General features: G+C 69.8%; 27 protein-coding genes. 16 read left to right on the forward strand and 11 right to left on the reverse strand.

Annotated elements, in window-relative coordinates; genetic code table 11:
- The first annotated feature begins 27 nt into the window (after positions 1 to 27).
- Positions 28 to 954 carry a GlxA family transcriptional regulator gene (locus ACWEIJ_RS10825; protein ID WP_449836947.1) on the forward strand — a complete coding sequence of 309 codons (927 nt, stop codon included), beginning with the start codon at positions 28 to 30 and terminating at the stop codon, positions 952 to 954.
- On the opposite strand, the gene ACWEIJ_RS10830 is transcribed toward ACWEIJ_RS10825, so the two are convergent.
- Complete coding sequence (locus ACWEIJ_RS10830; RefSeq protein WP_449836948.1) at positions 951 to 1,445, reverse strand: NUDIX domain-containing protein; 495 nt, start codon at positions 1,443 to 1,445, stop codon at positions 951 to 953. The genes ACWEIJ_RS10825 and ACWEIJ_RS10830 overlap by 4 nt on opposite strands.
- Positions 1,446 to 1,541: 96 nt before the next feature.
- Here ACWEIJ_RS10830 and nucS point away from each other — a divergent pair, with 96 nt between their 5' ends.
- A complete protein-coding gene (gene nucS / locus ACWEIJ_RS10835; RefSeq protein WP_449836949.1) occupies positions 1,542 to 2,201 on the forward strand; it encodes an endonuclease NucS in 660 nt (219 codons plus the stop codon).
- On the opposite strand, the gene ACWEIJ_RS10840 is transcribed toward nucS, so the two are convergent.
- Complete coding sequence (locus ACWEIJ_RS10840; RefSeq protein WP_449836950.1) at positions 2,153 to 2,731, reverse strand: hypothetical protein; 579 nt, start codon at positions 2,729 to 2,731, stop codon at positions 2,153 to 2,155. The two genes, nucS and ACWEIJ_RS10840, sit on opposite strands and share 49 nt — an antisense overlap.
- Complete coding sequence (locus ACWEIJ_RS10845) at positions 2,724 to 3,356, reverse strand: TetR/AcrR family transcriptional regulator C-terminal domain-containing protein (protein ID WP_449836951.1); 633 nt, start codon at positions 3,354 to 3,356, stop codon at positions 2,724 to 2,726. Before ACWEIJ_RS10845 ends, ACWEIJ_RS10840 begins: the two co-directional genes overlap by 8 nt.
- 80 nt (positions 3,357 to 3,436) lie before the next feature.
- Here ACWEIJ_RS10845 and ACWEIJ_RS10850 point away from each other — a divergent pair, with 80 nt between their 5' ends.
- From ACWEIJ_RS10850 to ACWEIJ_RS10870, 5 genes are all read left to right on the forward strand, one after another.
- Positions 3,437 to 4,612, forward strand: coding sequence for an MFS transporter (locus ACWEIJ_RS10850; protein WP_449836952.1), 1,176 nt, complete (start codon positions 3,437 to 3,439; stop codon positions 4,610 to 4,612).
- Positions 4,613 to 4,732: 120 nt separating this feature from the next.
- The gene (locus tag ACWEIJ_RS10855) at positions 4,733 to 6,424 is read left to right on the forward strand and encodes a sodium:solute symporter family protein (protein ID WP_449836953.1); all 1,692 of its coding nucleotides are present in this window, start codon (positions 4,733 to 4,735) and stop codon (positions 6,422 to 6,424) included.
- Positions 6,425 to 6,435: 11 nt separating this feature from the next.
- The gene (locus ACWEIJ_RS10860) at positions 6,436 to 6,681 is read left to right on the forward strand and encodes a hypothetical protein (protein ID WP_449836954.1); all 246 of its coding nucleotides are present in this window, start codon (positions 6,436 to 6,438) and stop codon (positions 6,679 to 6,681) included.
- A gap of 199 nt (positions 6,682 to 6,880) precedes the next feature.
- A complete protein-coding gene (locus tag ACWEIJ_RS10865) occupies positions 6,881 to 7,891 on the forward strand; it encodes a hypothetical protein (RefSeq protein WP_449836955.1) in 1,011 nt (336 codons plus the stop codon).
- 77 nt (positions 7,892 to 7,968) lie between these two features.
- Positions 7,969 to 9,474, forward strand: a complete 1,506-nt coding sequence (locus ACWEIJ_RS10870; protein WP_449836956.1) for an aldehyde dehydrogenase family protein — start codon at positions 7,969 to 7,971, stop codon at positions 9,472 to 9,474.
- A 24-nt stretch (positions 9,475 to 9,498) separates the two neighbouring features.
- Here ACWEIJ_RS10870 and ACWEIJ_RS10875 read toward each other — a convergent pair whose 3' ends face one another.
- A complete protein-coding gene (locus ACWEIJ_RS10875) occupies positions 9,499 to 10,494 on the reverse strand; it encodes an ABC transporter substrate-binding protein (protein ID WP_449836957.1) in 996 nt (331 codons plus the stop codon).
- Between the two features lie 144 nt (positions 10,495 to 10,638).
- On the opposite strand from ACWEIJ_RS10875, the gene dhaK reads away from it, so the two are divergent.
- The 6 genes from dhaK (at position 10,639) to ACWEIJ_RS10905 (ending at position 16,179) form a co-directional block, all read left to right on the forward strand.
- Positions 10,639 to 11,631, forward strand: coding sequence for a dihydroxyacetone kinase subunit DhaK (gene dhaK / locus ACWEIJ_RS10880; protein ID WP_449836958.1), 993 nt, complete (start codon positions 10,639 to 10,641; stop codon positions 11,629 to 11,631).
- A gap of 1 nt (position 11,632) precedes the next feature.
- Entirely contained in the window at positions 11,633 to 12,271 is a 639-nt protein-coding gene (gene dhaL / locus ACWEIJ_RS10885; protein ID WP_449836959.1) for a dihydroxyacetone kinase subunit DhaL, read from the forward strand.
- 71 nt (positions 12,272 to 12,342) lie between these two features.
- On the forward strand, positions 12,343 to 12,732 hold the full coding sequence (locus tag ACWEIJ_RS10890) for a hypothetical protein (protein WP_449836960.1): 390 nt from the start codon (positions 12,343 to 12,345) through the stop codon (positions 12,730 to 12,732).
- Positions 12,733 to 12,769: 37 nt separating this feature from the next.
- Positions 12,770 to 13,477 carry a dihydroxyacetone kinase phosphoryl donor subunit DhaM gene (gene dhaM, locus ACWEIJ_RS10895; RefSeq protein WP_449836961.1) on the forward strand — a complete coding sequence of 236 codons (708 nt, stop codon included), beginning with the start codon at positions 12,770 to 12,772 and terminating at the stop codon, positions 13,475 to 13,477.
- Positions 13,478 to 13,772: 295 nt separating this feature from the next.
- Positions 13,773 to 15,548 (forward strand): 3-hydroxyacyl-CoA dehydrogenase family protein, encoded by a 1,776-nt coding sequence (locus tag ACWEIJ_RS10900; RefSeq protein WP_449836962.1) that lies wholly within the window; start codon positions 13,773 to 13,775, stop codon positions 15,546 to 15,548.
- Positions 15,549 to 15,591: 43 nt separating this feature from the next.
- Complete coding sequence (locus tag ACWEIJ_RS10905) at positions 15,592 to 16,179, forward strand: DUF3558 family protein (RefSeq protein ID WP_449836963.1); 588 nt, start codon at positions 15,592 to 15,594, stop codon at positions 16,177 to 16,179.
- On the opposite strand, the gene sigJ is transcribed toward ACWEIJ_RS10905, so the two are convergent.
- Positions 16,151 to 17,053, reverse strand: a complete 903-nt coding sequence (gene sigJ / locus ACWEIJ_RS10910) for an RNA polymerase sigma factor SigJ (RefSeq protein ID WP_449836964.1) — start codon at positions 17,051 to 17,053, stop codon at positions 16,151 to 16,153. The two genes, ACWEIJ_RS10905 and sigJ, sit on opposite strands and share 29 nt — an antisense overlap.
- Here sigJ and ACWEIJ_RS10915 point away from each other — a divergent pair.
- Complete coding sequence (locus tag ACWEIJ_RS10915; protein ID WP_449836965.1) at positions 17,052 to 17,450, forward strand: hypothetical protein; 399 nt, start codon at positions 17,052 to 17,054, stop codon at positions 17,448 to 17,450. The two genes, sigJ and ACWEIJ_RS10915, sit on opposite strands and share 2 nt — an antisense overlap.
- Here ACWEIJ_RS10915 and ACWEIJ_RS10920 read toward each other — a convergent pair.
- Positions 17,377 to 17,586, reverse strand: coding sequence for an FmdB family zinc ribbon protein (locus tag ACWEIJ_RS10920; RefSeq protein ID WP_449836966.1), 210 nt, complete (start codon positions 17,584 to 17,586; stop codon positions 17,377 to 17,379). The two genes, ACWEIJ_RS10915 and ACWEIJ_RS10920, sit on opposite strands and share 74 nt — an antisense overlap.
- Before the next feature lie 32 nt (positions 17,587 to 17,618).
- Here ACWEIJ_RS10920 and ACWEIJ_RS10925 point away from each other — a divergent pair, with 32 nt between their 5' ends.
- Complete coding sequence (locus tag ACWEIJ_RS10925) at positions 17,619 to 17,912, forward strand: hypothetical protein (protein WP_449836967.1); 294 nt, start codon at positions 17,619 to 17,621, stop codon at positions 17,910 to 17,912.
- 85 nt (positions 17,913 to 17,997) lie between these two features.
- Here ACWEIJ_RS10925 and ACWEIJ_RS10930 read toward each other — a convergent pair whose 3' ends face one another.
- The 3 genes from ACWEIJ_RS10930 to ACWEIJ_RS10940 are packed head-to-tail and all read right to left on the reverse strand — an operon-like array spanning position 17,998 to position 19,464.
- Complete coding sequence (locus tag ACWEIJ_RS10930) at positions 17,998 to 18,213, reverse strand: hypothetical protein (RefSeq protein ID WP_449836968.1); 216 nt, start codon at positions 18,211 to 18,213, stop codon at positions 17,998 to 18,000.
- 31 nt (positions 18,214 to 18,244) lie between these two features.
- Positions 18,245 to 18,928, reverse strand: a complete 684-nt coding sequence (locus tag ACWEIJ_RS10935) for an alpha/beta fold hydrolase (RefSeq protein WP_449836969.1) — start codon at positions 18,926 to 18,928, stop codon at positions 18,245 to 18,247.
- Positions 18,928 to 19,464, reverse strand: coding sequence for a GNAT family N-acetyltransferase (locus ACWEIJ_RS10940; RefSeq protein ID WP_449836970.1), 537 nt, complete (start codon positions 19,462 to 19,464; stop codon positions 18,928 to 18,930). The genes ACWEIJ_RS10935 and ACWEIJ_RS10940 overlap by 1 nt, the downstream gene beginning before the upstream one ends.
- Positions 19,465 to 19,493: 29 nt before the next feature.
- On the opposite strand from ACWEIJ_RS10940, the gene ACWEIJ_RS10945 reads away from it, so the two are divergent.
- A complete protein-coding gene (locus ACWEIJ_RS10945; RefSeq protein ID WP_449836971.1) occupies positions 19,494 to 20,033 on the forward strand; it encodes a histidine phosphatase family protein in 540 nt (179 codons plus the stop codon).
- Positions 20,034 to 20,045: 12 nt separating this feature from the next.
- On the opposite strand, the gene ACWEIJ_RS10950 is transcribed toward ACWEIJ_RS10945, so the two are convergent.
- Complete coding sequence (locus ACWEIJ_RS10950) at positions 20,046 to 20,174, reverse strand: hypothetical protein (protein WP_449836972.1); 129 nt, start codon at positions 20,172 to 20,174, stop codon at positions 20,046 to 20,048.
- Between the two features lie 263 nt (positions 20,175 to 20,437).
- Positions 20,438 to 21,763, reverse strand: coding sequence for a chromosome segregation protein (locus ACWEIJ_RS10955; RefSeq protein WP_449836973.1), 1,326 nt, complete (start codon positions 21,761 to 21,763; stop codon positions 20,438 to 20,440).
- Positions 21,764 to 21,771 lie beyond the last annotated feature (8 nt).

The following is a 21,771-nucleotide window of genomic DNA, read 5'->3' on the forward strand; positions in this document are numbered from 1 at the left end:
GGATTCTCGCCAGCTACTGTGATGGCTGTGCACGAGGTCGCAGTGGTGGTGATGGACGGCGTGGTCCCGTTCGACTTCGCCGTCGGAGTCGACGCGTTCAACTGGACCGGGCGGTACCGGGTCCGGATCTGCGGTCCGAAGAGGACCGCCAAGGCCGAGCTGTTCGACCTGAAAGTGCCGCACGGCTTGGAGTTGCTGTCCGAAGTGGACACGATCCTGCTGCCCGGGCACGACCCCGGCCTGGTGATCCCGAAGCGGGTGATCGAGGCGCTGCGGCAGGCCGCCGCGAGGGGCGCGCGGATCGCGTCGATCTGCTCGGGGGCGTTCGTGTTCGCGGCGACCGGGCTGCTGGACGGGCTGCGGGTGACCACGCACTGGCTCGCGGCCGCGGAGCTGCAGGCGCGGCATCCGGCGATCCGGGTCGACCCGGACGTGCTCTACGTCGACAACGGGCAGTTCCTGACCTCGGCCGGTGCTGCGGCGGGGCTGGACCTGTGCCTGCACATGATCCGCCGCGACCACGGGTCCGCGGTGGCGGCCGACGCGGCACGGCTGGCCGTGATGCCCCTGGAGCGAGAAGGCGGGCAGGCGCAGTTCATCGTCACGCCACCGGTGGCGCCGCAGGGTGCGGAGCTCGAACCCGTGCTGCGGTGGATGGAGGCCAACGCGGCGAACGACCTGACGCTGGAGGACGTGGCCAGGCGGGCCGGGATGAGCACGCGGACGTTGAACCGGCGGTTCCGCGAGCAGACCGGCACGACGCCGTTGCAGTGGCTGCACCGGGCGCGGGTGCGGCAGGCGCAGCACCTGCTGGAGACCACGAACCAGCCGGTGGAGCTGATCGCGAGCAAGGTCGGGTTCGGATCGGCCACGGCGTTCCGCGACAGGTTCAAGCGGATCGCCGGGACCTCACCGCAGAGCTACCGCGCGGCCTTCCAGGGTTGTCGCAGCTAGGGCTGAGCGTGCTCGTGGAGCAGCAGCAACGTGTAGGCGGCGATCGACTGCGCGTCGGCGATCTCGCCCTTCGCGATCATCGCCTCGAAGTCGGCGCGCGGAAACCACGCCGAACGCATGTCCTGCTCCTCGTGCTCCCGCTCGTGGAAGCCCTCGGTGAGCTCGGTGGCGAGGAACACGCGGCCGCGCTGGGACGACATGCCGGGCGCGACGTCGAGAACGCCCAGTTCGATCATCTTGCCGGCCCGCAGGCCGGTCTCCTCGCGCAGTTCGCGGGTGGCGAGCTCCAGCGGGTCGGAGTCGGCGCGGTCGGGCGCGGTGCCCTGCGGGAACTCCCACCGCCGGACGCCGAGCGGGTACCGGTACTGCTCGACGAGCCGCACGCGTTCGCCGTCCAGCGGGATGATCAGCGCGTAGTCCGGTTTGTCGACCACGCCGTAGATGCCGTCGGTGCCGTCCGCGCGCCGGATCGCGTCCTCCCGAACGGTCATCCAAGGGTTCGAGTACACCTGACGGGTGCCAAGGCTCTCCACGCCACGGACCGTACCTAACGCCTCGTTCATGGACACACCCCGTAGCCTGTCGCGGTGCGTCTCGTCATCGCTCGCTGCCAGGTCGACTACGTCGGACGACTCACCGCCCATCTGCCGATGGCTCAGCGACTGCTGCTGATCAAGGCCGACGGCTCGGTGTCGATCCACTCCGACGACCGCGCCTACAAGCCGTTGAACTGGATGAGCCCGCCCTGCTGGCTCATCGAGGACCCGGACATCTGGACCGTGCAGAACAAGGCGGGGGAGAAGCTGATCATCACCCTCGAAGAGGTGCTGCACGACTCCAAGCACGAGCTCGGCCCGGAGCCCGGCCTGCAGAAGGACGGCGTCGAAGCCGACCTGCAGAAGCTGCTCGCCGAGCACGTGACCACCCTGGGCGAGGGCTGGACGCTGGTGCGCCGCGAGTTCCCGACCGCGATCGGCCCGGTCGACCTGATGTGCCGCGACGCGTCCGGCGTCTCGGTCGCCGTGGAGATCAAGCGGCGCGGCGAGATCGACGGCGTCGAGCAGCTCACCCGGTACCTGGAGCTGCTCAACCGCGACCCGCTGCTCGCGCCGGTGCAGGGCGTGTTCGCGGCGCAGCAGATCAAGCCGCAGGCTCGGGTGCTGGCCGAGGACCGCGGGATCCGGTGCGTGGTGCTGGACTACGACGCGTTGCGCGGGATCGAGCCGGACGAGTTCAGGCTGTTCTGATAGACCGCCATGAGCGTGTAGTCGAAGATGCTGAGCCGGTTGTGGTCCAGGTCGCGCAGCCGGTGGGCGGCGGACATCACCTCGCTCATCGCGCCGACCTCGTCCCGCACGGCCTGGGGCAGCGCCTCCCAGTCCGGTCGTGAGCGGCAGGGCGCGCAGATCCTGCCCCGGTTGTGGTCGCAGCCCAGGAGCGGACGGTCGCAGGACGGGCACGTCCAGCTCACGTGCCCGTAGTCGGTCTCCGTGCAGGAGCAGGTCCTCTTCCCGATCCTGCCGCGGTAGGAGGCCAGCTTCATGTACTCCATGGTGGGGCGCCGGTTTCCGTCCAGTTCAGCCAGCTCGTAGCCCGACCGGATCGGGCCGTCCGCGTCGATCATCGGGCCGATCTCGTCCCGCACGGTCTGGGGCAGCGCCTCCCAGGCCGGTCGCAGCTGACAGATGTCGCAGAGGTCAGCCCCGTTGTCGCCGCCGTCGGTGACCACCGCGCGGCACAACGGGCACACCCAGGTCCTCTGCTTGTGATCAGCCACGCGGGCAGTCTGGGGTGCCGGACGCACGTCCGCACGTGGTTTTCGCGCCCTCGATCAGCAGCATCAGACCGTGCTCGAAGTCGGCGTCACGGTCTTCCATCCGCAGGACCTGGGCGGCTTCCTTCAGCAACGGCACGTCGTCCAGGTCCGGGTACAGCGGCTCGTGGGCGTGCTGCAGCCACGCCTGCTCCTCGGTCACCCACCCCATGAGGTAGCGCTCGACCGCGAGCATCAGTCGCAACGCATCGAGCGGTGTGAACCCCGCATCGCACAGCGCGCGCACCTGTGACTCGATGGCCGGCAGTTCGTTGGCCGTGGGCACCGTGCCGTGGTGAACGCGCGCGCCGTCGCGGTAGGCCAGGAGCGCCTGGCGTTTGGCGCGTGCGTCGGCGGCCAGCCACACGCTCCAGTCGTCGGTCGGGCGGCGCTCCGGCGGGAGGACCTCCGCCTGCATCTGCTCGGCCATCAGGTCGAGCAGCTCGCGCTTGTTCTTGAAGTGCCAGTACAGGGCGGGTGACTGCACGCCCAGCTCGGCGGCCAGTCTGCGGGTGCTCAGGCCGTCGATGCCCACCTCGTTGAGCAGCTTCAACGCCGTGCGGACGACCTCGTCCCTCTGCAACGCCATGAGCACCTTCCGAAAAACCTGTTGGCACCCGTCACCTTATCGCCGCTAAATTCCCCTTATCACTGATAAGGAGACCTGACGTGGACTTACGCCCGTTGCGGCAGAAGGACTTCCGGCTCGTCTGGTGGTCCGGTGCGGTCACCATGCTCGGCACCGTCTTCACCATGACGGCGGTGCCGCTGCAGATCGCGGCGATCACCGGGTCACCGCTCGCGGTCGGGGCCGTGGGGGTGGTCGAGCTGCTGCCGTCGATCGCCTTCGGGCTGTACGGCGGCGTGCTCGCGGACCGGTTCGACCGGCGGACCATCGCGCTCGTCACCGAGGTCGCGCTGGCGGCGGTCGTGGCGTTGCTGCTGGTCAACCCGACCAGCCTGGTGTTCCTGTTCGGGTCGGCCGCGATCGCGGCCGCGATCCAGGGACTGCAGCAACCCGCGCTGGAGGCGATGATCCCGCGCCTGGTGCCCCGTGATCAGCTCGTCGCGGCGGGCGGGTTGCTGGGGCTGCGGTGGGGCGTCGGCGGCATCTTCGCGCCCGCCGCGGCCGGGATCGTGATCGCCGCGGCGGGAGTCACCACGGCGTTCGCGTTCGACCTGGTGACGTTCGCGGTGTCGGTCGCGCTGCTCGCGCGCGTTCGTGCCGTGCCGACCGCGGCCGACGCCGAGTGGCCGAGGTTCGTCGACGGCGCGCGGTACGTGGCGGGCAGGCCGGACCTGGTCGGCACCTACCTGGTCGACCTCGCGGCCACCGTGCTCGCGTTGCCCACCGCGCTGTTCCCGTTCCTCGCGGCGGACCGGCCGTGGGCGGTCGGGTTCCTCTACTCGGCGTCGGCGCTGGGCGTGCTCGTGGCCGCCACGACGGGTGGCTGGACCAGCCGGGTCACCCGGCACGGGCGGTGGGTGCTGCTCGCCGCGGCGCTCGTGGGCGTGGCGATGATCGGGGTGGCGGTCAGGCGCGACATCTGGCTCGCGGTGGCGTTCCTGGCGCTGGCGGGAGCGGCGAACTGGCTCGGTGACACGTTCCGCGGCGCGATCTGGAACAGCACGATCCCCGACGAGCTGCGCGGCCGGCTGGCCGGGATCGAGATGCTCGTCGGATCGGTCGGGCCCGCGCTCGGCGATCTGCGTGCGGGTGCGATGGCCACGCGGTTCGGCATCAGGAAGACGGTGGCGATCGGCGGTGTGGCTTGTTTGGCATCGGCAGGGGTACTCAGTGCAGCGCTTCCGTCACTGTGGCGCTACGAGGCTCAACTTCAGTGAGCGCCCCATCACAGCTCGTGGTTTGGTGATCAGCTGCACGGGGTAGTAACCGGCGCACCTGGAGTAACGTTCCCTCCTGGTCGTTGATGTTGGACTTTGTGGAAGTCTGGGAGGTGGGCGGTGTCGGTGTTGGCCGGGGCGGACCTGCGGCTTGACGCGGGACCGATCGACTACGCGTTGCTCGTCATCTACTTCGCGGTGGTGCTGGGCATCGGCGTGATGGCAAGACGATCCGTCTCCTCCAGCCTCGACTTCCTGCTGTCCGGGCGGTCGTTGCCGGCGTGGGTCACCGGTCTCGCGTTCATCTCGGCGAACCTCGGTGCGCTCGAACTGATGGGCATGACGGCCAACGGTGCGCAGTACGGCATGGCGACCGTGCACTACTACTGGATCGGTGCCATCCCGGCGATGGTGTTCCTCGGTCTGGTGATGATGCCGTTCTACTACGGCTCGAAGGTGCGCAGCGTTCCCGAGTTCATGCGCCGGCGGTTCGGCAAGCCGGCCCACCTCGTCAACGCCATCAGCTTCGCGGTCGCGCAGATCCTGATCGCGGGCATCAACCTGTTCGCGCTCGCGGTGATCATCGACGCGCTGCTCGGGTGGCCGCTGCCGGTGTCCATCGTGGTCGCGGCGCTGGTGGTGCTCGCGTACACGACGCTGGGCGGCCTGAGTGCGGCCATCTACAACGAGGTGCTGCAGTTCTTCGTGATCGTGGCCGCGCTGGCGCCGATCACGATCATCGGCCTGATCAAGGTCGGCGGCTGGCAGGGTCTCGTGCAGAAGGTGACGGATCAGGAGCAGCTGAGCGCCTGGCCCGCGACCGGGCTCACCGGCATCGACAACCCGGTGTGGAGTGTCATCGGGCTGGTGTTCGGTCTCGGTTTCGTGCTGTCGTTCGGTTACTGGACGACGAACTTCGCCGAGGTGCAGCGCGCGATGAGCGCCAAGTCGATGTCGGCGGCCAAGCGCACGCCGATCATCGGTGCGTACCCGAAGGCGCTCATCCCGGGGATCATCATCATTCCCGGCATCATCGCCGCGGTGATCGTGCCGGAGATGGCGCAGCTCAAGTCCGGCGACACGAGCAGTGGCGTGGCCTACAACAACGTGCTGCCGTTGCTCATGCGCGACCTGCTGCCCAACGGCATCCTCGGCGTCGCGATCACGGGTCTGCTGGCGAGCTTCATGGCCGGTGTGGCGGCGAACGTCAGCTCGTTCAACACCGTCTTCACCTACGACCTGTGGCAGGACTACATCAAGAAGGACCGGCCCGACGAGTACTACCTGCGCGTCGGACGGTTGGCCACGGTCGGCGCGTGCGTGCTCGCGATCGGCACGGCGTTCATCGCGGCGGCGCTCGGCGGGTCCAACATCATGGATTACATCCAGGCGTTGTTCTCGTTCTTCAACGCGCCGCTGTTCGCGACGTTCATCGTCGGCATGTTCTGGAAGCGGATGACCCCCACCGCCGGTTGGGTGGGTCTGCTCGCGGGCACGTTCACCGCGATGTTCATCTACGCGATCTCGGAGCCGTCGTTCGGCATCAAGTGGCTGGAGCTGCCCGGTCAGGGTGCGAGCTTCCTGGGCGCGGGTCTCGCGTTCGTGGTGGACGTCGTCGTGAGCGTCGCGGTCAGCCTCGTCACGCGGCCGAAGCCGGACAACGAGCTGGTCGGCCTGGTCTACAGCCTGACGCCCAAGGAGGACCGCTCGCACTCCACCACCGGCGAGGACGCGGGCTGGTACCGCTCGCCCGCCCTGCTCGGTGGCGGAGTGCTGGCGCTGACGACCGTTCTCTACATCATCTTCGGCTGAGGGAGGCCGTCATGAGGTTGTTCGACCTGCGACTGATCATCGCTTTCCTCTTCGGCCTGTACGGCGTTGTACTCGTCGTCGTCGGTCTCGGTTTCACGTCCGACGACGACCTGAAGAAGGCCGAAGGGGTCAACATCAACCTGTGGGCCGGCATCGCCATGGTGGTGCTGTCGGCGGCGTTCGCCGCCTGGGCGACGTTGCGGCCTCAGTTCGCGAAGAAGGTCACGACTGCGGACGACCTGGGTAAACAGGGTTGAAGGCCTCGATCGTCCACGCGTCGAGCCAGTTGAATGCGCGGCGAATGCGGTTGTACACGTCTCTCCTTCTATCGGGGTCTTCACCTGGTACAGCGCGTTGATCTTCTGAATCGTTCCCGAAGCGCTCCGTGACTCCGGCCACGCCTGGATCACGGGGTACCGCCCACGAGCGGCCGCGAAGGTCGCTACCGTGCACGTCGTGCCCCGTTTTCGTGCCACGGCCGTGGTCGCCGCCGCTGCTCTGCTGATGGCCGGCTGCACGACCGGTCCCGGTCTCGCCAAGACGCACTCCCCGCGCCGCACCGTGCACGCGGGCGCCGAAGCGAGCTCGACCGACCCGTCGTCCAAGCCGACCGCGCAGCCGAACAAGCCGGTCGACCCGGCGTTCGCGGCGGAACGGTTGCGGCTGGTCAACCCGTGCGCGCTGATCGAGAAGGAAGTGCTGCAGACGGTCGGCACGCCGTCGAAGTACACGAGCAGCAACTACACGCGCTGCTCGAACTACATGAAGGACAAGGCGGGCAAGACCCTCAACATCACGTTGGACCTCGGCTACTCGTTGACGTCCACGGAGCTGAAGAACGCGACGAAGCAGCTCGCCGGGCTCAAGAGCAGCGAGCAGAAGCTGGGCTCGTCGTGCTTCCTCAGCGCGGTGACGCAGGAGAACCCGGCGCAGGCGGTGCGGATCCAGTCGAGCACGGGCACCGGCGACCAGGCGGCCGATCCGTGCGAGCCGGGGCGCAAGGTGCTCGAAGGAGCGGTCCGCAAGGCCAGGGGCAACCCGCAGAGGTACACGCCGCCCAAGGGGTCGCCGGTCGAGGTCGACCCGTGCGCGGTCGTCGACAGGGCCACGCTCGCGCCGGTGCTCGGTGCCTCGCCGCGGTCGCTGCCGTTCGGGCTGCACCAGTGCTCGTGGAGCGGGCAGAGCGCGCAGATGCAGCTCGAGTTCCGGACGGCGCGCATCCCCAAGGACGGCAAGTTCGACCGCGACTCGGCCGAGGTCGATCTCGGCGGGGTGAAGGGTTACCAGGTGCTCAAGGACGGTCCCTTCCCGACGTGTGATCTGATCGTGGTCCGCACGAAGGACTCCAGCGACGCGGGTGAGATCGCGGACTTCTCCGTCGGAGCGTCGAAGGAGAAGACCCTGGACCGCTGCCAGGCGGCGCAGGCGTTCGCCAAGGCGGTGCTTCCGGGCCTGCCCAGCGCCTGACGGGGCCAGGCGGGGGCTGAAAGTTCTTCAAGTACGCGTTAGTGTCGAGGTTACTGGCGAGTACCCGGGAGGGCCCAATGACGCAGACCGCTTCGGACAGCGCGCTGTCGGCCGATGGCGAGCAGCGGCGGTTCGCTTCACTGGACCCGCGCACGGGCGAAGTCGTCGCGCACCACCCGATCCACACGGCCGCCGAGGTCGAGGAAGCGGTGTCCTCGGCGCGCGAGGCCTCCGCGTGGTGGGCGGGCCTCGGTTTCGAGGGGCGCAAGACCAAGCTCGACGCGTGGCGCAGAGTCCTGTCGAAACGCGCCGACGAGTTCGTCTCGCTGATCAGCGCGGAGACCGGCAAGCCGGCCGACGACTCCCGCGTCGAGATCGCGCTGGTGATGGACCACCTGCACTGGGCCGCGCGGCATGCGGGCCGTGTGCTGGGCAAGCGCCGTGTCTCCTCCGGCATGCTGATGTTCAACCACAGCGCGACCGTCGAGTACCGGCCGTTGGGCGTCATCGGCGTCATCGGGCCGTGGAACTACCCCGCGCACACGCCGATGGGTTCGATCTCCTACGCGCTCGCGGCGGGCAACGCCGTGGTGTTCAAGCCTTCCGAGTTCACGCCGGGTGTCGGCACGTTCCTCGCGTCGACGTTCTCCGAGGCCGTGCCCGAGTACCCGGTGTTCCAGGTCGTCACCGGTTTCGGCGAGACGGGCGCGGCGTTGTGCGCCTCCGGTGTCGACAAGGTCGCCTTCACGGGTTCCACGAGGACCGGCAAGAAGGTCATGGCCGCGTGCGCTCAGACGTTGACGCCGGTGCTCGTCGAGTGCGGCGGCAAGGACGCGTTGATCGTCGACTCCGACGCGGACCTGGCGGCCGCCGCCGAGGCCGCGATGTGGGGTGCGGTGTCCAACGCCGGCCAGACGTGCGCGGGCGTCGAGCGCGTGTACGTGGCCGAGGACGTGGCCGACGAGTTCATCGAGATCGCGGTGAAGCGGGCGCGCAAGCTCAAGCCCGGTGGCGAGCCGAGCGCGAACCTCGGGCCGATCACGATGCCGTCGCAGGTGGAGATCATCCGCGAGCACGTGCAGGACGCGCTGGACCGCGGCGGCAAGGCGCTGGTGGGCGGGCCCGAGTCGATCAGGCCGCCGTACGTCGAGCCGGTCGTGCTGACGGACGTGCCGGAGGACTCGCTCGCGATCACCGAGGAGACGTTCGGGCCGACCGTGGTGATCAACCGGGTGCCCAACGCGCTGGAGGGCGTGCGGCTCGCGAACCGGTCGAAGTACGGGCTGGGCGCCGCGGTGTTCTCGAAGTCGCGCGGCGAGGAGCTGGCGCGCGAGCTGCGGGTCGGCATGGTGTCGGTCAACTCGGTGCTGACCTACGCGGCGATCCCCGGGCTGCCGTTCGGCGGGGTGGGCGACTCCGGGTTCGGGCGCATCCACGGCGAGGACGGGCTGCGCGAGTTCGCCTACCCGAAGGCCGTGACGAAGCAGCGGTTCAAGGCGGTGCTCGACATGGCGACGTTCGACCGGTCGTCGTTGGCGGGCAAGCAGATGCTGCGGCTCGCGCGGATGCTCTTCGGCCGGTAGCAGAGCATCCGCGCGAGCGGGCGCTCAGGCGCCGAGCTGCGTCCTGAGGTCGTCCAGCACCACGTTCGCGGCGAGCACGCCGAGGCCGAGGAAGTAGGTCTCGTCGGCGACCGGCTTGGCCTTGCCCGACTTGACGGCGTTCAGGCCGCTCCACAGTGGACCGCCCAGGACCGAGGGCTGCGCGGTCTTGGCCGGGTCGCCGTAGGTCGAGTAGACGACGAAGTCCGCGTCGGCCTTGCCGATCTCCTCCGCGCTCACCTCGGCGGCCAGGTCGTCGACCTGGGACGGCGTCGGCTGCGGGATCTTGGCGTCGACCAGGACCGTGCCGATGAACGACTTCTTGGCGTACAGGCGGATCTTGCCCGGCATGAACCGCAGCGCCGTCACGGTCGGGCGCACGCCGAGCTTCTGCTCGATCGCGGTGCCGGTCTCGGTGGCCTTGTTCGTGTAGTCCTCGAGCATCTTCGCGGCGTCGGCCTGGCGGTCGAGCGCGGCGGCGTTGAGGAGGAAGTTCTCCTTCCAAACGTAGCCGGGGCGCACGGAGAAGACGGTCGGCGCGATGGCGGAGAGCTTGGGGTAGAGGGCTTCCGCGCGCAGCTTCGAGCCGAGGATCAGGTCGGGTTCGAGCTTGGTGATGGCCTCGAGGTTGAGGTTGTTGATCGTGCCGACGTTCTCCGGCGTGCCCGCCTTGTCGCCGATGTAGGACGGCATGGTCGGGGAACCGTCGGTGTAGGCGATGCCGACCGGCTTGATGCCGAGCGCGACAACGTTGTCCAGCTCTCCGGTGTCCAGCACGATCACCCGTTCGGGCTTCTTCTCCAGCTTGGTCTCGCCCATCGCGTGCTTGATCGTGCGCGGGAACTCGCCGGGTTTCGCGGTGGTGCCGAAGCCGTTGCTCAGCTCGCCCGCCTTGCCGAAGTCCGCGCCGCCCTGGGCGACGGCGGGCTTGTCGGGCGTGCTCTGGGTGCACGCGGTCAGGGTCAGTGCGACCGCGACGAGCAGAGCTGCTCTCTTCGACACGACGTGGTTCCTCCACTACTCGCAGTGACTTTGACCTGCATTTCTTAGGGCAGCCTAACGGTACCCGGGACGTTTGCCCGTTCCGAGTGTCAGACCCCCGGAGTAAGAAGGAACACGGTCACCGCCGATCGGGAGGGCTGTTCGATGAAGAAGATCATCAATGATCCGGAGACCGTGGTGCGGGACGCGCTGCGGGGAATGCAGGCCGCCCATCCCGATCTGCTGTCCGTGCACTACGACCCCGCGGTCGTGGTGCGCGCGGACGCGCCGGTGCAGGGCAAGGTCGCGATCATCTCGGGCGGCGGTTCCGGCCACGAACCGCTGCACGGCGGGTTCGTCGGGCGCGGCATGCTCGACGCTGCCTGTCCCGGCGCGGTCTTCACCTCGCCGACCCCGGACCAGGTGCTCGACGCGGTGTCCCGGTGCGACGGTGGCGCGGGGGCGTTGCTGATCGTGAAGAACTACACCGGCGACGTGCTGAACTTCGAGACCGCGGGCGAGATGGCGGAGTCCGAGGTGCGCAGCGTCGTGATCGACGACGACGTGGCGGTGAAGGACTCGCTGTACACGGCGGGCCGGCGCGGCGTCGGCGGCACGGTCCTGCTGGAGAAGATCGTCGGCGCGGCGGCGGAGCGCGGCGACTCGCTGGAGGCGTGCGTCGCGCTGGCCGAGCGGGTGATCGCGTCGGTCCGGTCGATGGGCCTGGCGCTGACCGCGTGCACGGTCCCGCACGTGGGCTCGCCGTCGTTCGAGCTCGCCGACGACGAGATGGAGATCGGCATCGGCATCCACGGCGAACCGGGCCGGGCGCGGGTGCCCGCCGGCTCCGCCTCCGACATGGTGTCGGCGTTGCTGACCCCGATCCTGGACGACCTGCCGTTCACCTCGGGCGACCGCGTGCTGCTGTTCACGAACTCGATGGGCGGAACTCCGCTGATCGAGCTGTACTTGGCGCACGGCATCGCCGAACAGCTGCTGGCCGACCGGGGGATCACCGTGGAACGCAGACTCGTCGGCCCGTACATCACCAGCCTGGAGATGCAGGGCATGAGCCTCACGCTGCTGAAGCTGGACGACGAGATGATCTCGTTGTGGGACGCGCCGGTGCACACGCCCGCACTGCGGTGGGGAGTCTGACGTGGGGTGCACGGCGGCGGAGGTGGTGGCGGCCCTGCGAGCCGCGGCCGCGGTGGTGCAGGAACACCGCGACGAACTGGTGCGCCTGGACCAGGCGATCGGCGACGCCGACCACGGCGAGAACATGAAGCGCGGCTTCACCGCCCTGCTGTCCCGTTTGGACACCGAGGAGCCCTCGTCTCCCGGCAAGGTCCTGAAGCTGGTGGCCACCACGCTGATCTCGACCGTGGGCGGCGCGGCGGGCCCCTTGTACGGCACCGCTTTCCTGCGCGCGTCGGCCGCCGTGGGCGACGAGCCGGAACTCGACGGCGAGGCCGTGGCCCGCGCCCTGCAGGCCGCGCTGGACGGCGTGGTGGCGCGCGGCAAGGCCGTGGTGGGCGACAAGACGATGGTGGACGCCCTCACCCCGGCCGTGACCGCGGCCGCCTCCGTGAACGGCTCGGCGAACGGCTCGGTGGCGGCGACCCTGTCGGCGGCGGCAGACGCGGCGGCCGAGGGCGCGGAGTCGACGATCCCGATGGTGGCGCGCAAGGGACGGGCGTCGTACCTGGGCGAGCGCAGCGCCGGCCACCTGGACCCCGGCGCGCGGTCGACGGCCCTGCTGCTGCGGGCCTTCGCTGATGCGGCGGCCAAGGCGTGACGGCGTTGTCCGGGCGGGCCCGGTCCGGCGGTGTCGGTGTGGGATGTGGTGGTGTGGCGTGACGATGGTGCTTGAGCGCGTCGGGCCGCCTCGGCCTGGAAGTGGTGCTGTGGTGGGGCGGGGCGTTCGGAGGGATGGAGTGCAGCCCGAGCGCGTCGAGCCGTCCCGATCCACAAGCGCTGCCGCACCAGCGAACCAGAACGTTCGGCGAGGTGGGGTGCGGCCTGGGCGCCTCGGGCCGCCTCGATCCGGAAGCACTGCTGCGGCGGCGCGGGGTGTTCGGCGGGGTGGGGTGCGGCCTGAGCGCGTCGAGCCGGGTCGGCCTGAATGTGCGGCGGGGCTGGGCGTTCGGTGGGATGGGGTGCGGTCTGAATGTGTCGGGCCGCCTCGACCTGGGAGTGCTGCTGTGCGGCCTGAGCGCGTTGAGCCGTCCCGATCCGGAAGCGCTGCCGCACCAGTGAAACAGAACGTTCGGCGAGGCAGAGCAGGAGTGGCGGTATGACGGCGGCGTCGGACACCGGCCGGGTCGGGCTGGTCATCGTCTCGCACAGCGACATGCTCGCCAACGGTGTCGCCGAGCTCGCCGGGCAGATGGCGCCCGACGTCGCCGTGCTGCCCGTCGGCGGCACGGAGGAGGGCGGTCTTGGCACCGACTACGGCTCGGTGGTCGAGGCTCTGGCGGACGCGGACTCCGGGGCGGGCGTGGTCGTCCTCTACGACCTCGGCAGCGCCAAGATGACCGCCGAGATGGCCGTGGAGTCCGCGGACGAGCCGTCGCGCTACGCCGTGGTCGACGGGCCGCTGGTGGAAGGTGCGGTGGCAGCAGCCGTTGCGGCACAAGGAGGTGCGTCTCTCGCCGACGTCGCGGCCGCGGCGGAGGGCGCTTCTGGCGAGAGTCCGGCGGCGGTGCCTTCGCGGCCTTCGCTGCACCTCGTGCCGGATGCGGTGTCCGCGGAGGTGTTGCTGACCAACGACGTGGGCCTGCACGCCCGCCCGGCGGCGTTGCTGGCGCGCACGGTTGCGGAGCTGGATGCGGACGTGGTCGTCCGGTACGGCGACGAGGAGGCGAACGCGGCGAGCGTGCTGGCGTTGATGGGGTTGAGCGCGCCGGGCGGCGGGGCGATCACCGTGGTGGCGACGGGGAAGGACGCCGAGGAGGCGGTCCGGCGGATCGAGGAGCTGGCGGAGAGGGGGTTCGACGACTGAGCTCGCGGTGGGTCACCGGGGAATTCGCGGTCCGACGGGGGCGTGGGAGGCGCTCAGCTGAGCGTGAATCACCTCGCCGACCTGCCGGTGCACTCGACGGCTACCCGGACGGCTCAACTTCGCGTTGCCCCACATGGGTTCATCAGGCAGAAGGCCGGTTCTAGGAGTTTGCTGGACCGATAACTGTTTCGATCCTGATGGCGAAGCTCACGGCACCCGTCTGCGCTGGGAGTGGCATAGTCGCCCGCAAGTTACTCCTTGGTAGCCCACGCTTTACCCCGCAGGGAGGTCTGCAGTGGCGCGCGAAATCAACACCGTCGGAGTCGTCGGCTTCGGAACCATGGGCGCGGGCATCGTGGAGGTACTCGCGCGCACCGGGCTTGCGGTGAAGGTGGTGGAAGTCGACGCGGCGGGGGTCGAGCGCGGGCTCGGGCACCTGGAGCACTCGACGACGCGGGCCGTGAAGCGCGAGAAGCTCACCGAGGACGAGAAGGCCCAGCTCGTGAGCCGGGTCTCCACGAGCCTCGACCTGGGCAGCCTCAAGGGGTGCGACCTGGTGATCGAGGCGGTGCCGGAGAGCGTCGAGCTGAAGACCAGGATCTTCAAGGAGCTCGACGAGATCCTCGACCCCGAGGCGATCATCGCGTCGAACACGTCGAGCTTGTCGATCACCGAGATCGGGGTGGTCACGAAGCGGCCCGGCAAGGTCGTCGGCCTGCACTTCTTCAACCCCACGCAGGTGTTGAAGCTGGTCGAGGTCGTGCGCACGGTGGTCACGGAGCCGGATGTGATCACCGACGTGGTCGCGTTCGCCGAACGGCTGGGCAAGTCGCCGGTCGTGATCGGGGACAGGGCCGGTTTCATCGCCAACGCGCTGCTCTTCCCGTACCTCAACCACGCGGTGAAGATGCTGGAGTCCAAGTACGCGACGCGTGAGGACCTGGACGCCGCCATGCGGTACGGCTGCGGTTACCCGATGGGACCGTTGGCGCTGTTGGACCTCATCGGTCTCGACACCGCGTACGAAATCCTCGACACGATGTACCACCAGTCGCGCAACAGGTTGCACGCGCCGGCGCCGCTGCTCAAGCAGATGATCACGGCGAACCTCCTCGGCCGGAAGACCGGGCGCGGCTTCTACACCTACGACGGGCCCGACTCGCCGGTCGTCGTCAAGGACGCGCTGACACCGTCCGAAGTGGACGCCGCCAAGCAGACCCGCGAGGTGCAACGGGTCGGTGTCATCGGCACGGGCACCATGGCCACGGGCATCGCCGAGGTGTTCGCCAAGCGCGGGTACGACGTGGTGCTGCGGGCGCGCAGCCTGGAGAAGGCCGAGGCCTCGATCGGGGCCGTGCGCAAGTCGCTCGACCGCGCGGTCAGCAAGGGCAAGCTCGCGGAGGCCGACCGGGACGCGGTCCTGCAGCGGATCTCGCCCGCCGTCGAGTTCGTGGAGCTGGCGGACTGCGACCTGATCGTCGAGGCGGTGGCCGAGGAGATCGGCATCAAGAAGGAGGTCTTCGCGGCGCTCGACGAGGTGTGCAAGCCCGGCGCGGTGCTCGCGACGACCACGTCCTCGTTGCCGGTCATCGAGATCGCCGCGGCGACGAGCAGGCCCGAGGACGTCGTCGGCCTGCACTTCTTCAACCCGGCGCAGGTCATGAAGCTGGTGGAGATCGTCGAGACGATCTCCACGGGCGCCGACGTGGTGGCGACGGCCCGCAGGATCTGCCTCGACCTCGGCAAGCACCCGGTGCACTGCGGTGACGTGGCCGGCTTCATCGTGAACGCGCTGCTCTTCCCGTACCTCAACGACGCGGTGAAGATGCTGGAGGCCCACTACGCCGAGGCCGACGACATCGACAACGCGATGAAGGTCGGCTGCGGTCTGCCGATGGGACCGTTCGCGCTGCTGGACGTCGTGGGGCTGGACGTGTCGCTGGCGATCCAGCGCACGCTCTACATGGAGTTCCGCGAGCCCGGTTTCGCACCGGCCCCGTTGCTGGAGCACCTGGTGACGGCCGGCCGCCTCGGCCGCAAGACCGGCAAGGGATTCCGCGACTACTCGTGAGCCGCTAACGGGAGCACCATGTCGCATCTGGCATGGTGGTGTCATGCGGCGACTGGTGCTCCTGTTGGCTGTCCTCGTGCTCGCTTCCGGCTGTGCCGGCAAGACGGTCGAGGGCACTCCCGTCGCGCAGGCCCCGCTCGACGCGACCTCGCCGTTCGACAAGGACCAGGCCTCGACCGAGCCGAGCTCCTCGGAGGATCCGCCGGTCGCGCCGATCGACGGTGAGGTCCAGGGCGTGTGCGCGAAGCTCAAGTGGACCGACCTGCCCTATCCCGGCGCGAAGGCCGAGACGCCGCCGACGCAGATCAACTACGACTCGACGTTCGACCAGTCGTGCCGCTGGACCACGAAGATCGACAAGGTCGAGGTCGGCGTCTCCCTGCGGTTTCGCGAGGGCAGGCAGATCACGATCGAGCGCACCACCGGCGACTGGGACGTGAAGGGTCACAAGGTCACCTACCTCGACCGTTCCAACGAGCCGGACGTCGAACCGTCGTGCGTGCTCGTCGTGCCCTACGACGGCGGTGGTCTCGGAATCATCATCATCGACTCGTCCGGCAAGTTCGGCACGGTCTGCGACCAGGGCCGCAAGGTGGCCGAGGTCATGATCGACCGCGAGCACTCCAACTAGCCAGCTTCTCCGGGTTGCGCACCGCCCAGATCCTGGTGATCCGGTCGTCCACCACCTCGAACGCGGCGACGGTCACCGTGACGCCGTCGTGCGTCGCGACCAGGCCCGGCCGGTTGCTGACCGTCCTGGCGAGAACCGCGAGCTCCGGCGCCAGCCTGCCGATGCCGACGAGGTAGCGGGCGATCTGCTCGCCGCCCACCACCGGCCTGAGCACCGTGCTGACCTGGCCGCCGCCGTCGGCGACCATGACGGCCGCCGGGTCCAGCAGGGCGACGAGAGCCTTGATGTCCTTCGCCTCCCAGGCGCGCTGGAAGTCCTTCACGACCTCCGCGCGCCTCGCGGCCGGCGTCTCGTCGCGCTGGGCGGCACGGATTCGCCGCCGCGCGGACGTCGCCAGCTGCCGGCACGCCGCCGGGCTCCTGCCGACGACGGCCGCCACCTCCGCGAACGGGTAGCGGAAGACGTCGTGCAGCACGAAGCTCACCCGCTCCGCCGGGGTCAGCTGCTCCAGCACCACCAGGAACGCCATGGTGACCGACTCGTCGAGCGTGACCTGGTCCGCTGGATCCGCGCCCTGGTCCGGCAGCGGTTCCGGGAGCCACTCGCCCACGTAGCGCTCTCGCCGCACCCGTGCCGAACCCAGCACGTCCAGGCAGATGCGGCCGGCCACCCTGGTCAGCCAGGCGCCGGGGGACTCGATCGCGGCTCGCTGCTGCGGCGACAGGGCGTACCACCGCGCGGAGGTCTCCTGCAGCACGTCCTCGGCGTCGGTCAGCGACCCGAGCAGGCGGTAGGCCAGGTTCAGCAGCTGCCGTCGTTCGCTCGTGATCTCGGCGGCCTCACGTTCCAGGCCGCTGCGTCGTCGGACTGTCATGGTCAAACTCCTGCACACCACCGTCGCCCTGCAGACCGTGCTCGTCTTCGTCCAGTCGATCACGGCGGGGCTGAGGCTGACGCTCCCGGACGGTCACGTCTTCCACAGCGCCGGCTCGTACGCGTTGTGGGTCGTGGCAGTCGTCCACCTCGTCGTCGCCGTGCTCACGTGGCGGCCGGGCGGCGGGTCGGCGCGGCCGATCTGGTACGCGGCGGGCTTCCTGGCGTTGATCACCGCTCAGGTCTTCGCCGGCGTCTTCCACCTCGTGGCGCTGCACATTCCCCTCGCGGCCGCGCTGCTGGTCGCCAGCGTGCTGTACCTGCTCAGGATCCGCAGCACCCGCCACCACAGCAGCCACCGCCGCCCTGAGCGGGCTGTTGCTGCTGGGTCCCGCTGATCCCGGCCATCGACAGCAGCTTGACCGTGTCGGCGTGACCGTCGGGGCAGTTCGCCGGAGCGGACGACTCGCTCATCGGTCGCTGCAGCTCGAAGGTGTCGTCGCAGGTTCGGCAACGGAACTCGTAGGTCGGCACGGCCCGATTCTACGAGCGGTTACCGTGTGGCCGTGCCCCGTCGCAACGCGCCCAAGAACGAAGATCCCCGACCGCTCGGCGGGGGTGTCGGCTGGGCACGCGTGGAGTCTGGTCCGGACGGCGAGTGGCTGGTCCGGGCCATCTCGGGCGCGCAGGCGCAGAAGACCTACCGCTGCCCCGGCTGCGACCACGAGATCCGCCCCGGCGTCCCGCACGTCGTCGCCTGGCCGGCCGAGGAGACCGGTTCGGTCGAGGAACGCCGCCACTGGCACCAGGGCTGCTGGGACTCGCGCGGCCGTCGGGGGCCGGCCGCGCGACGGTGGTGAGACCTCACGCCGCGGTTTTCCGGTCGTAGATCAGGCAGATCGCGCCGCTCTCGGTCACCCGAGTGGCTCGGGCACTGCGTGATGCTCAGCCGGTCCACCTCGCCGCCCTCCTGCCTGAGCTGCTTGCCACGGTCACCGGGTCGGCGGTGGTCAGCCGGGCGTCGTCCCAGGTCACCTCGGTCAACGTGGTGGAGAAGACGACCTTCTCGTCGTCGGCCACCGCGAGCGAGAAACCGCTGAAGCCCTGGTAGTTCTTGCGTCCCGGCAACGCCGTGGTGGCGGGCGAGGTGACCTGCACCATGTGCTCGCGGGAGCCGTCGGCCTCTGGACCGCTAGACGCGGACCTGTGCGCGCCACCGTTCCAGCCGGGCGCGGAACTCCGCGGGCTGCTCGACCGGCAGCAGGTGCCCGGCGTCCTCGACGCGTTCGCTGGTGGCGTGCTTCAGCGTCACCGCTAGCTTCGCGGCCACGTCGGGAGGCGTGAGCTTGTCGTGCTCGCCCACCAGCACCAGCGACGGCACGTCCAGCGCCTCCAGCACCTCGGTGGAGTCGGGCCGCCTCGCCATCGCGCGCTGCCACCACGCCACGTCCTCCGGCCGCTGGTCGAGGATCATGGTCCTGGTCAGGCTGCGCGCCTGCGGTGACGCGTTCGGGCCGAGCAGGTTCGGCAGCGTCGCCTCGACGAGCCACTCGCCGACGCCCTCCCGTTCGACCCGGTCGGCCATGGCGTGCCGGTTCCCGGCGGCCTCCGGAGTGTCGGCGGTGTGCTTGGTGTCGACGAAGACGAGGCCCTTCACGCGTTCTGGGGCGTGCCTGAGCACGGCCATCGCGACGTAGCCGCCCATCGAGCACCCGCCGAGCACGACCTCGCGGTCTCCCAGCTCGGCGATGACCTGGCGCGCGAGCGCGTCGAGGTCCGGCTCACCGCTGCCGCGGAGGTCCGGCGTCAACGCGCCCGGCACGTCCCACATCCGCGCGTCGAGCGGAAAGGCGTGCAACAGCACCAGATCGTCCATCAGCTCTCCCACTCCGGCGCCAGCACCGACCACACCTCGAGATCCTGCCGGACCCCGCGCAGCGGGTAGTACGAGCGCAGCACGCCTTCCTTCGTCAACCCGAGTCGCCGCGCGACCGCGATGCTCGGCTCGTTCGCCGGCGACACCAGCCACTCAACCCGATGCACGCCGCGCTCGCGAACCGCCCAGTCGATCAGGACCTTCGCCGCACGCGTGACCAGCCCCTTGCCGGTGGCGCTCGGCTCCAGCCAGCACCCGACCTCGGCCCGGCCCTGCGGCACGTCCATCTCGCGCAGCATCACACCGCCGACCAGCTTCTCGTCGAGCCAGATCCCGCAGATGCGCGCGGTGTCCGCGGCGGTGTTGTCGGCGTACTGCTGCAGCAGGTTCCGCGCGCTCTCCAGGTCTTTCGCCTTGTCCGCGAACGCGATGTGCGTCGCGATGAAGGCCCGGCCGCGTTCGATGTGCGCGAAGAACTCCTCCGCCTGCCACGGCTCCAACGGGCGCAGCTCCGCGCCGTCGCCCAACGACCTCACGTACATCCTGTTCCCCCAAGATGAGTGTTGTGACCACCCGGATCGTATTCGTGCGCCACGCGCAGTCCGTGCATCCGCGCCTCGGCGTTCCCGACTTCGACGAGCGGCCGTTGACCCCGGACGGTCTGGCCGCGGCCCAGGAGCTGGTGCCGCGCCTGGTGGCGTTCGCGCCGTCGGCGGTGCTGTCGAGTCCGCAGCGACGGGCGGTGCAGACCGTGGCACCGGCGGCCGAAGCGCTGGGGCTGGCGGTGACGACGTGGCCGGAGCTGCGGGAGTGGGAGTCGGGGTTGCTGCCGAGCGCGGACTGGGAGGGGTGGTACGCCTGCAGCTGGGCACGGCCGTCGGTAGCGCACGGGGCAGGGGAGAGCCTGGACGAGCTGACCGTGCGGGCGGGGAAGGCGTTGGCGCGCATGACCGTGGAGTACCCGGACGCCACCGTGCTGGTGGGGTCGCACGGGACGTTCCTGTCGCGCGCGTTGATCGCGGCAGGGCAGCACGCGGACTGGGAGTTCTGCCGGGCGATGCCGATGCCGGCGATCTACGAGGTCACGGCTGTCTCGTCCGGCTGAGCACGCGGAGACTCATCTCCTGCGCCTGATCGCGAGGTCCGTCACGCTGGTGCCGGCAACCACCAGAACGGTGATCACCAGCAGCGGAACGGCCACTTCGATGCCGACGCCTGTGATCAATGCGATCAGGAAGAACAGCACTGCGGCGACGGCGACCCACCGGATGACTCGAATAGCAGTGCCCATGTGGGCATGATGTGCGCGCTTCCCCGGGAGGGGTCCCCACCTTCAAGGCGCAGGCCGGCCGCAAGTGTTCGATCGACCCGCAAGGCAGGTCCGGGCACCGCGAGGTTCGAGCGGACAGGACAAAGGCCTGAGCTGCGCGGACCCGGAATTGTCGGTGCTGGATGGGAGAATGAAAGCAGGGGACCCCCTGGAGGGGACCCCTGCGCGAGCTTGGGCCGTCAGGACTTCTTGGCGGGCTGTGGCCGCGAGATCTTCGCGGTCGGACCGTCGACCTGAGGCGACTGGGCGGGCTTGCCCGGTGCTGCGGCAGACGGTGCCGAGGCCGTCTGAGGCGCTGCAGCCTGTGCCGGAGCCGATGCCTGGGCAGGCTTGCTCGGTGCGGCTTGGCCCGCCTGAGACGGCGCGGCCTGCGTGGGCTGCGCAGCGGGGTTCGCCTGAGGCGGCGCGGCTTGTGCGGCAGGCGTCGACTGAGGCGCGGCGGCGGGCGCGGGCTGGGCCGGCACCGGCGCGGCGGGTTCCAGCTGGCCCGCGGGCGGCTCCGACTCCTCCTCCACCGGGTCGAGCAGCGGCACGACCTCCTGCAACGCCGTCCGCACGCTGTGCAGCTGGTGCGAGAGGCGGTTGCGGAGGTTGCGCAGCTGGTCGACGCGCTGGGTGGCGGCGGTGGTGCGGCGGTTGGCTTCCTCGGTGGCCTCGCGGACGCGGCGGTTCGCCTCGTCGGTGGCTTCCTGGATGCGGGCGGTGGCCTCGGTGATGGAGTCGTGGCGGCGGCGGTTGGCCTCTTCGGTGGCCTCGCGGACGCGGCGTTCGGCTTCGGCCTTCGACGAGGTCTGCTCCTGAGCGACGGCCGCGCGGATGCGGGCGGCTTCCTCGGTGGCCTCGCGGACCCGGCGGTCGGCTTCGGCCTTCGAGGTGGCCTCCTGCTGGGCGAGGGTGGCCATGGCCTCGGAGCGGCGGGCGGCCATCGCGATCTCGAAGTCCTCTTCGACGGTCACGCGGCGGGCCTCGGAGTCGTCGGAGATCTTGCGGGCCGCGGCCTCGGCCTCGGAGACGATCTTCTCGGCCTCGGCGCGGGCCGTTTCCAGCACGCCCTTGTGCTCGGCCTCCATGGCCGCGCGGCGCTCGTCCAGTTCGGCGATGAGCTTCTCGTAGCGCTGGCGCAGCACACCCGCGTCGGCTTCCGCCTTGGCGCGGATGTGCCCGCCTTCCGCTTCGGCACGGGCCTTGATCTCGTTGGCCTCGTCCTGGGCCAGCCGCAACATGCGCTGGAGGCGCTCGGAGAGCCCCTCCAGCGTCGTCGGCGGCAGCGACAGGCGTTCCACCTGGTTGCGCAGCTCGGTCATCTCCGAGCGTGCGGCCTCCAGCTGGCGCGCCAGGTCGGACGTCTGGGACACGGCGGCATCGCGGTCCGCGGCCAGCAGCCGCAGGTCCGAGTCGAGGCGTTCGAGATGGTCCTCGACCTGGGCGCGGTCGTAACCGCGCTTGACGATGTCGAAGCCGGATCCCAGAGGGACGAGGTCACGGTCGTCGGCGAGGGGGCCCATGCCCCTCA

Source organism: Lentzea sp. NPDC004789 (genome assembly GCF_053601075.1).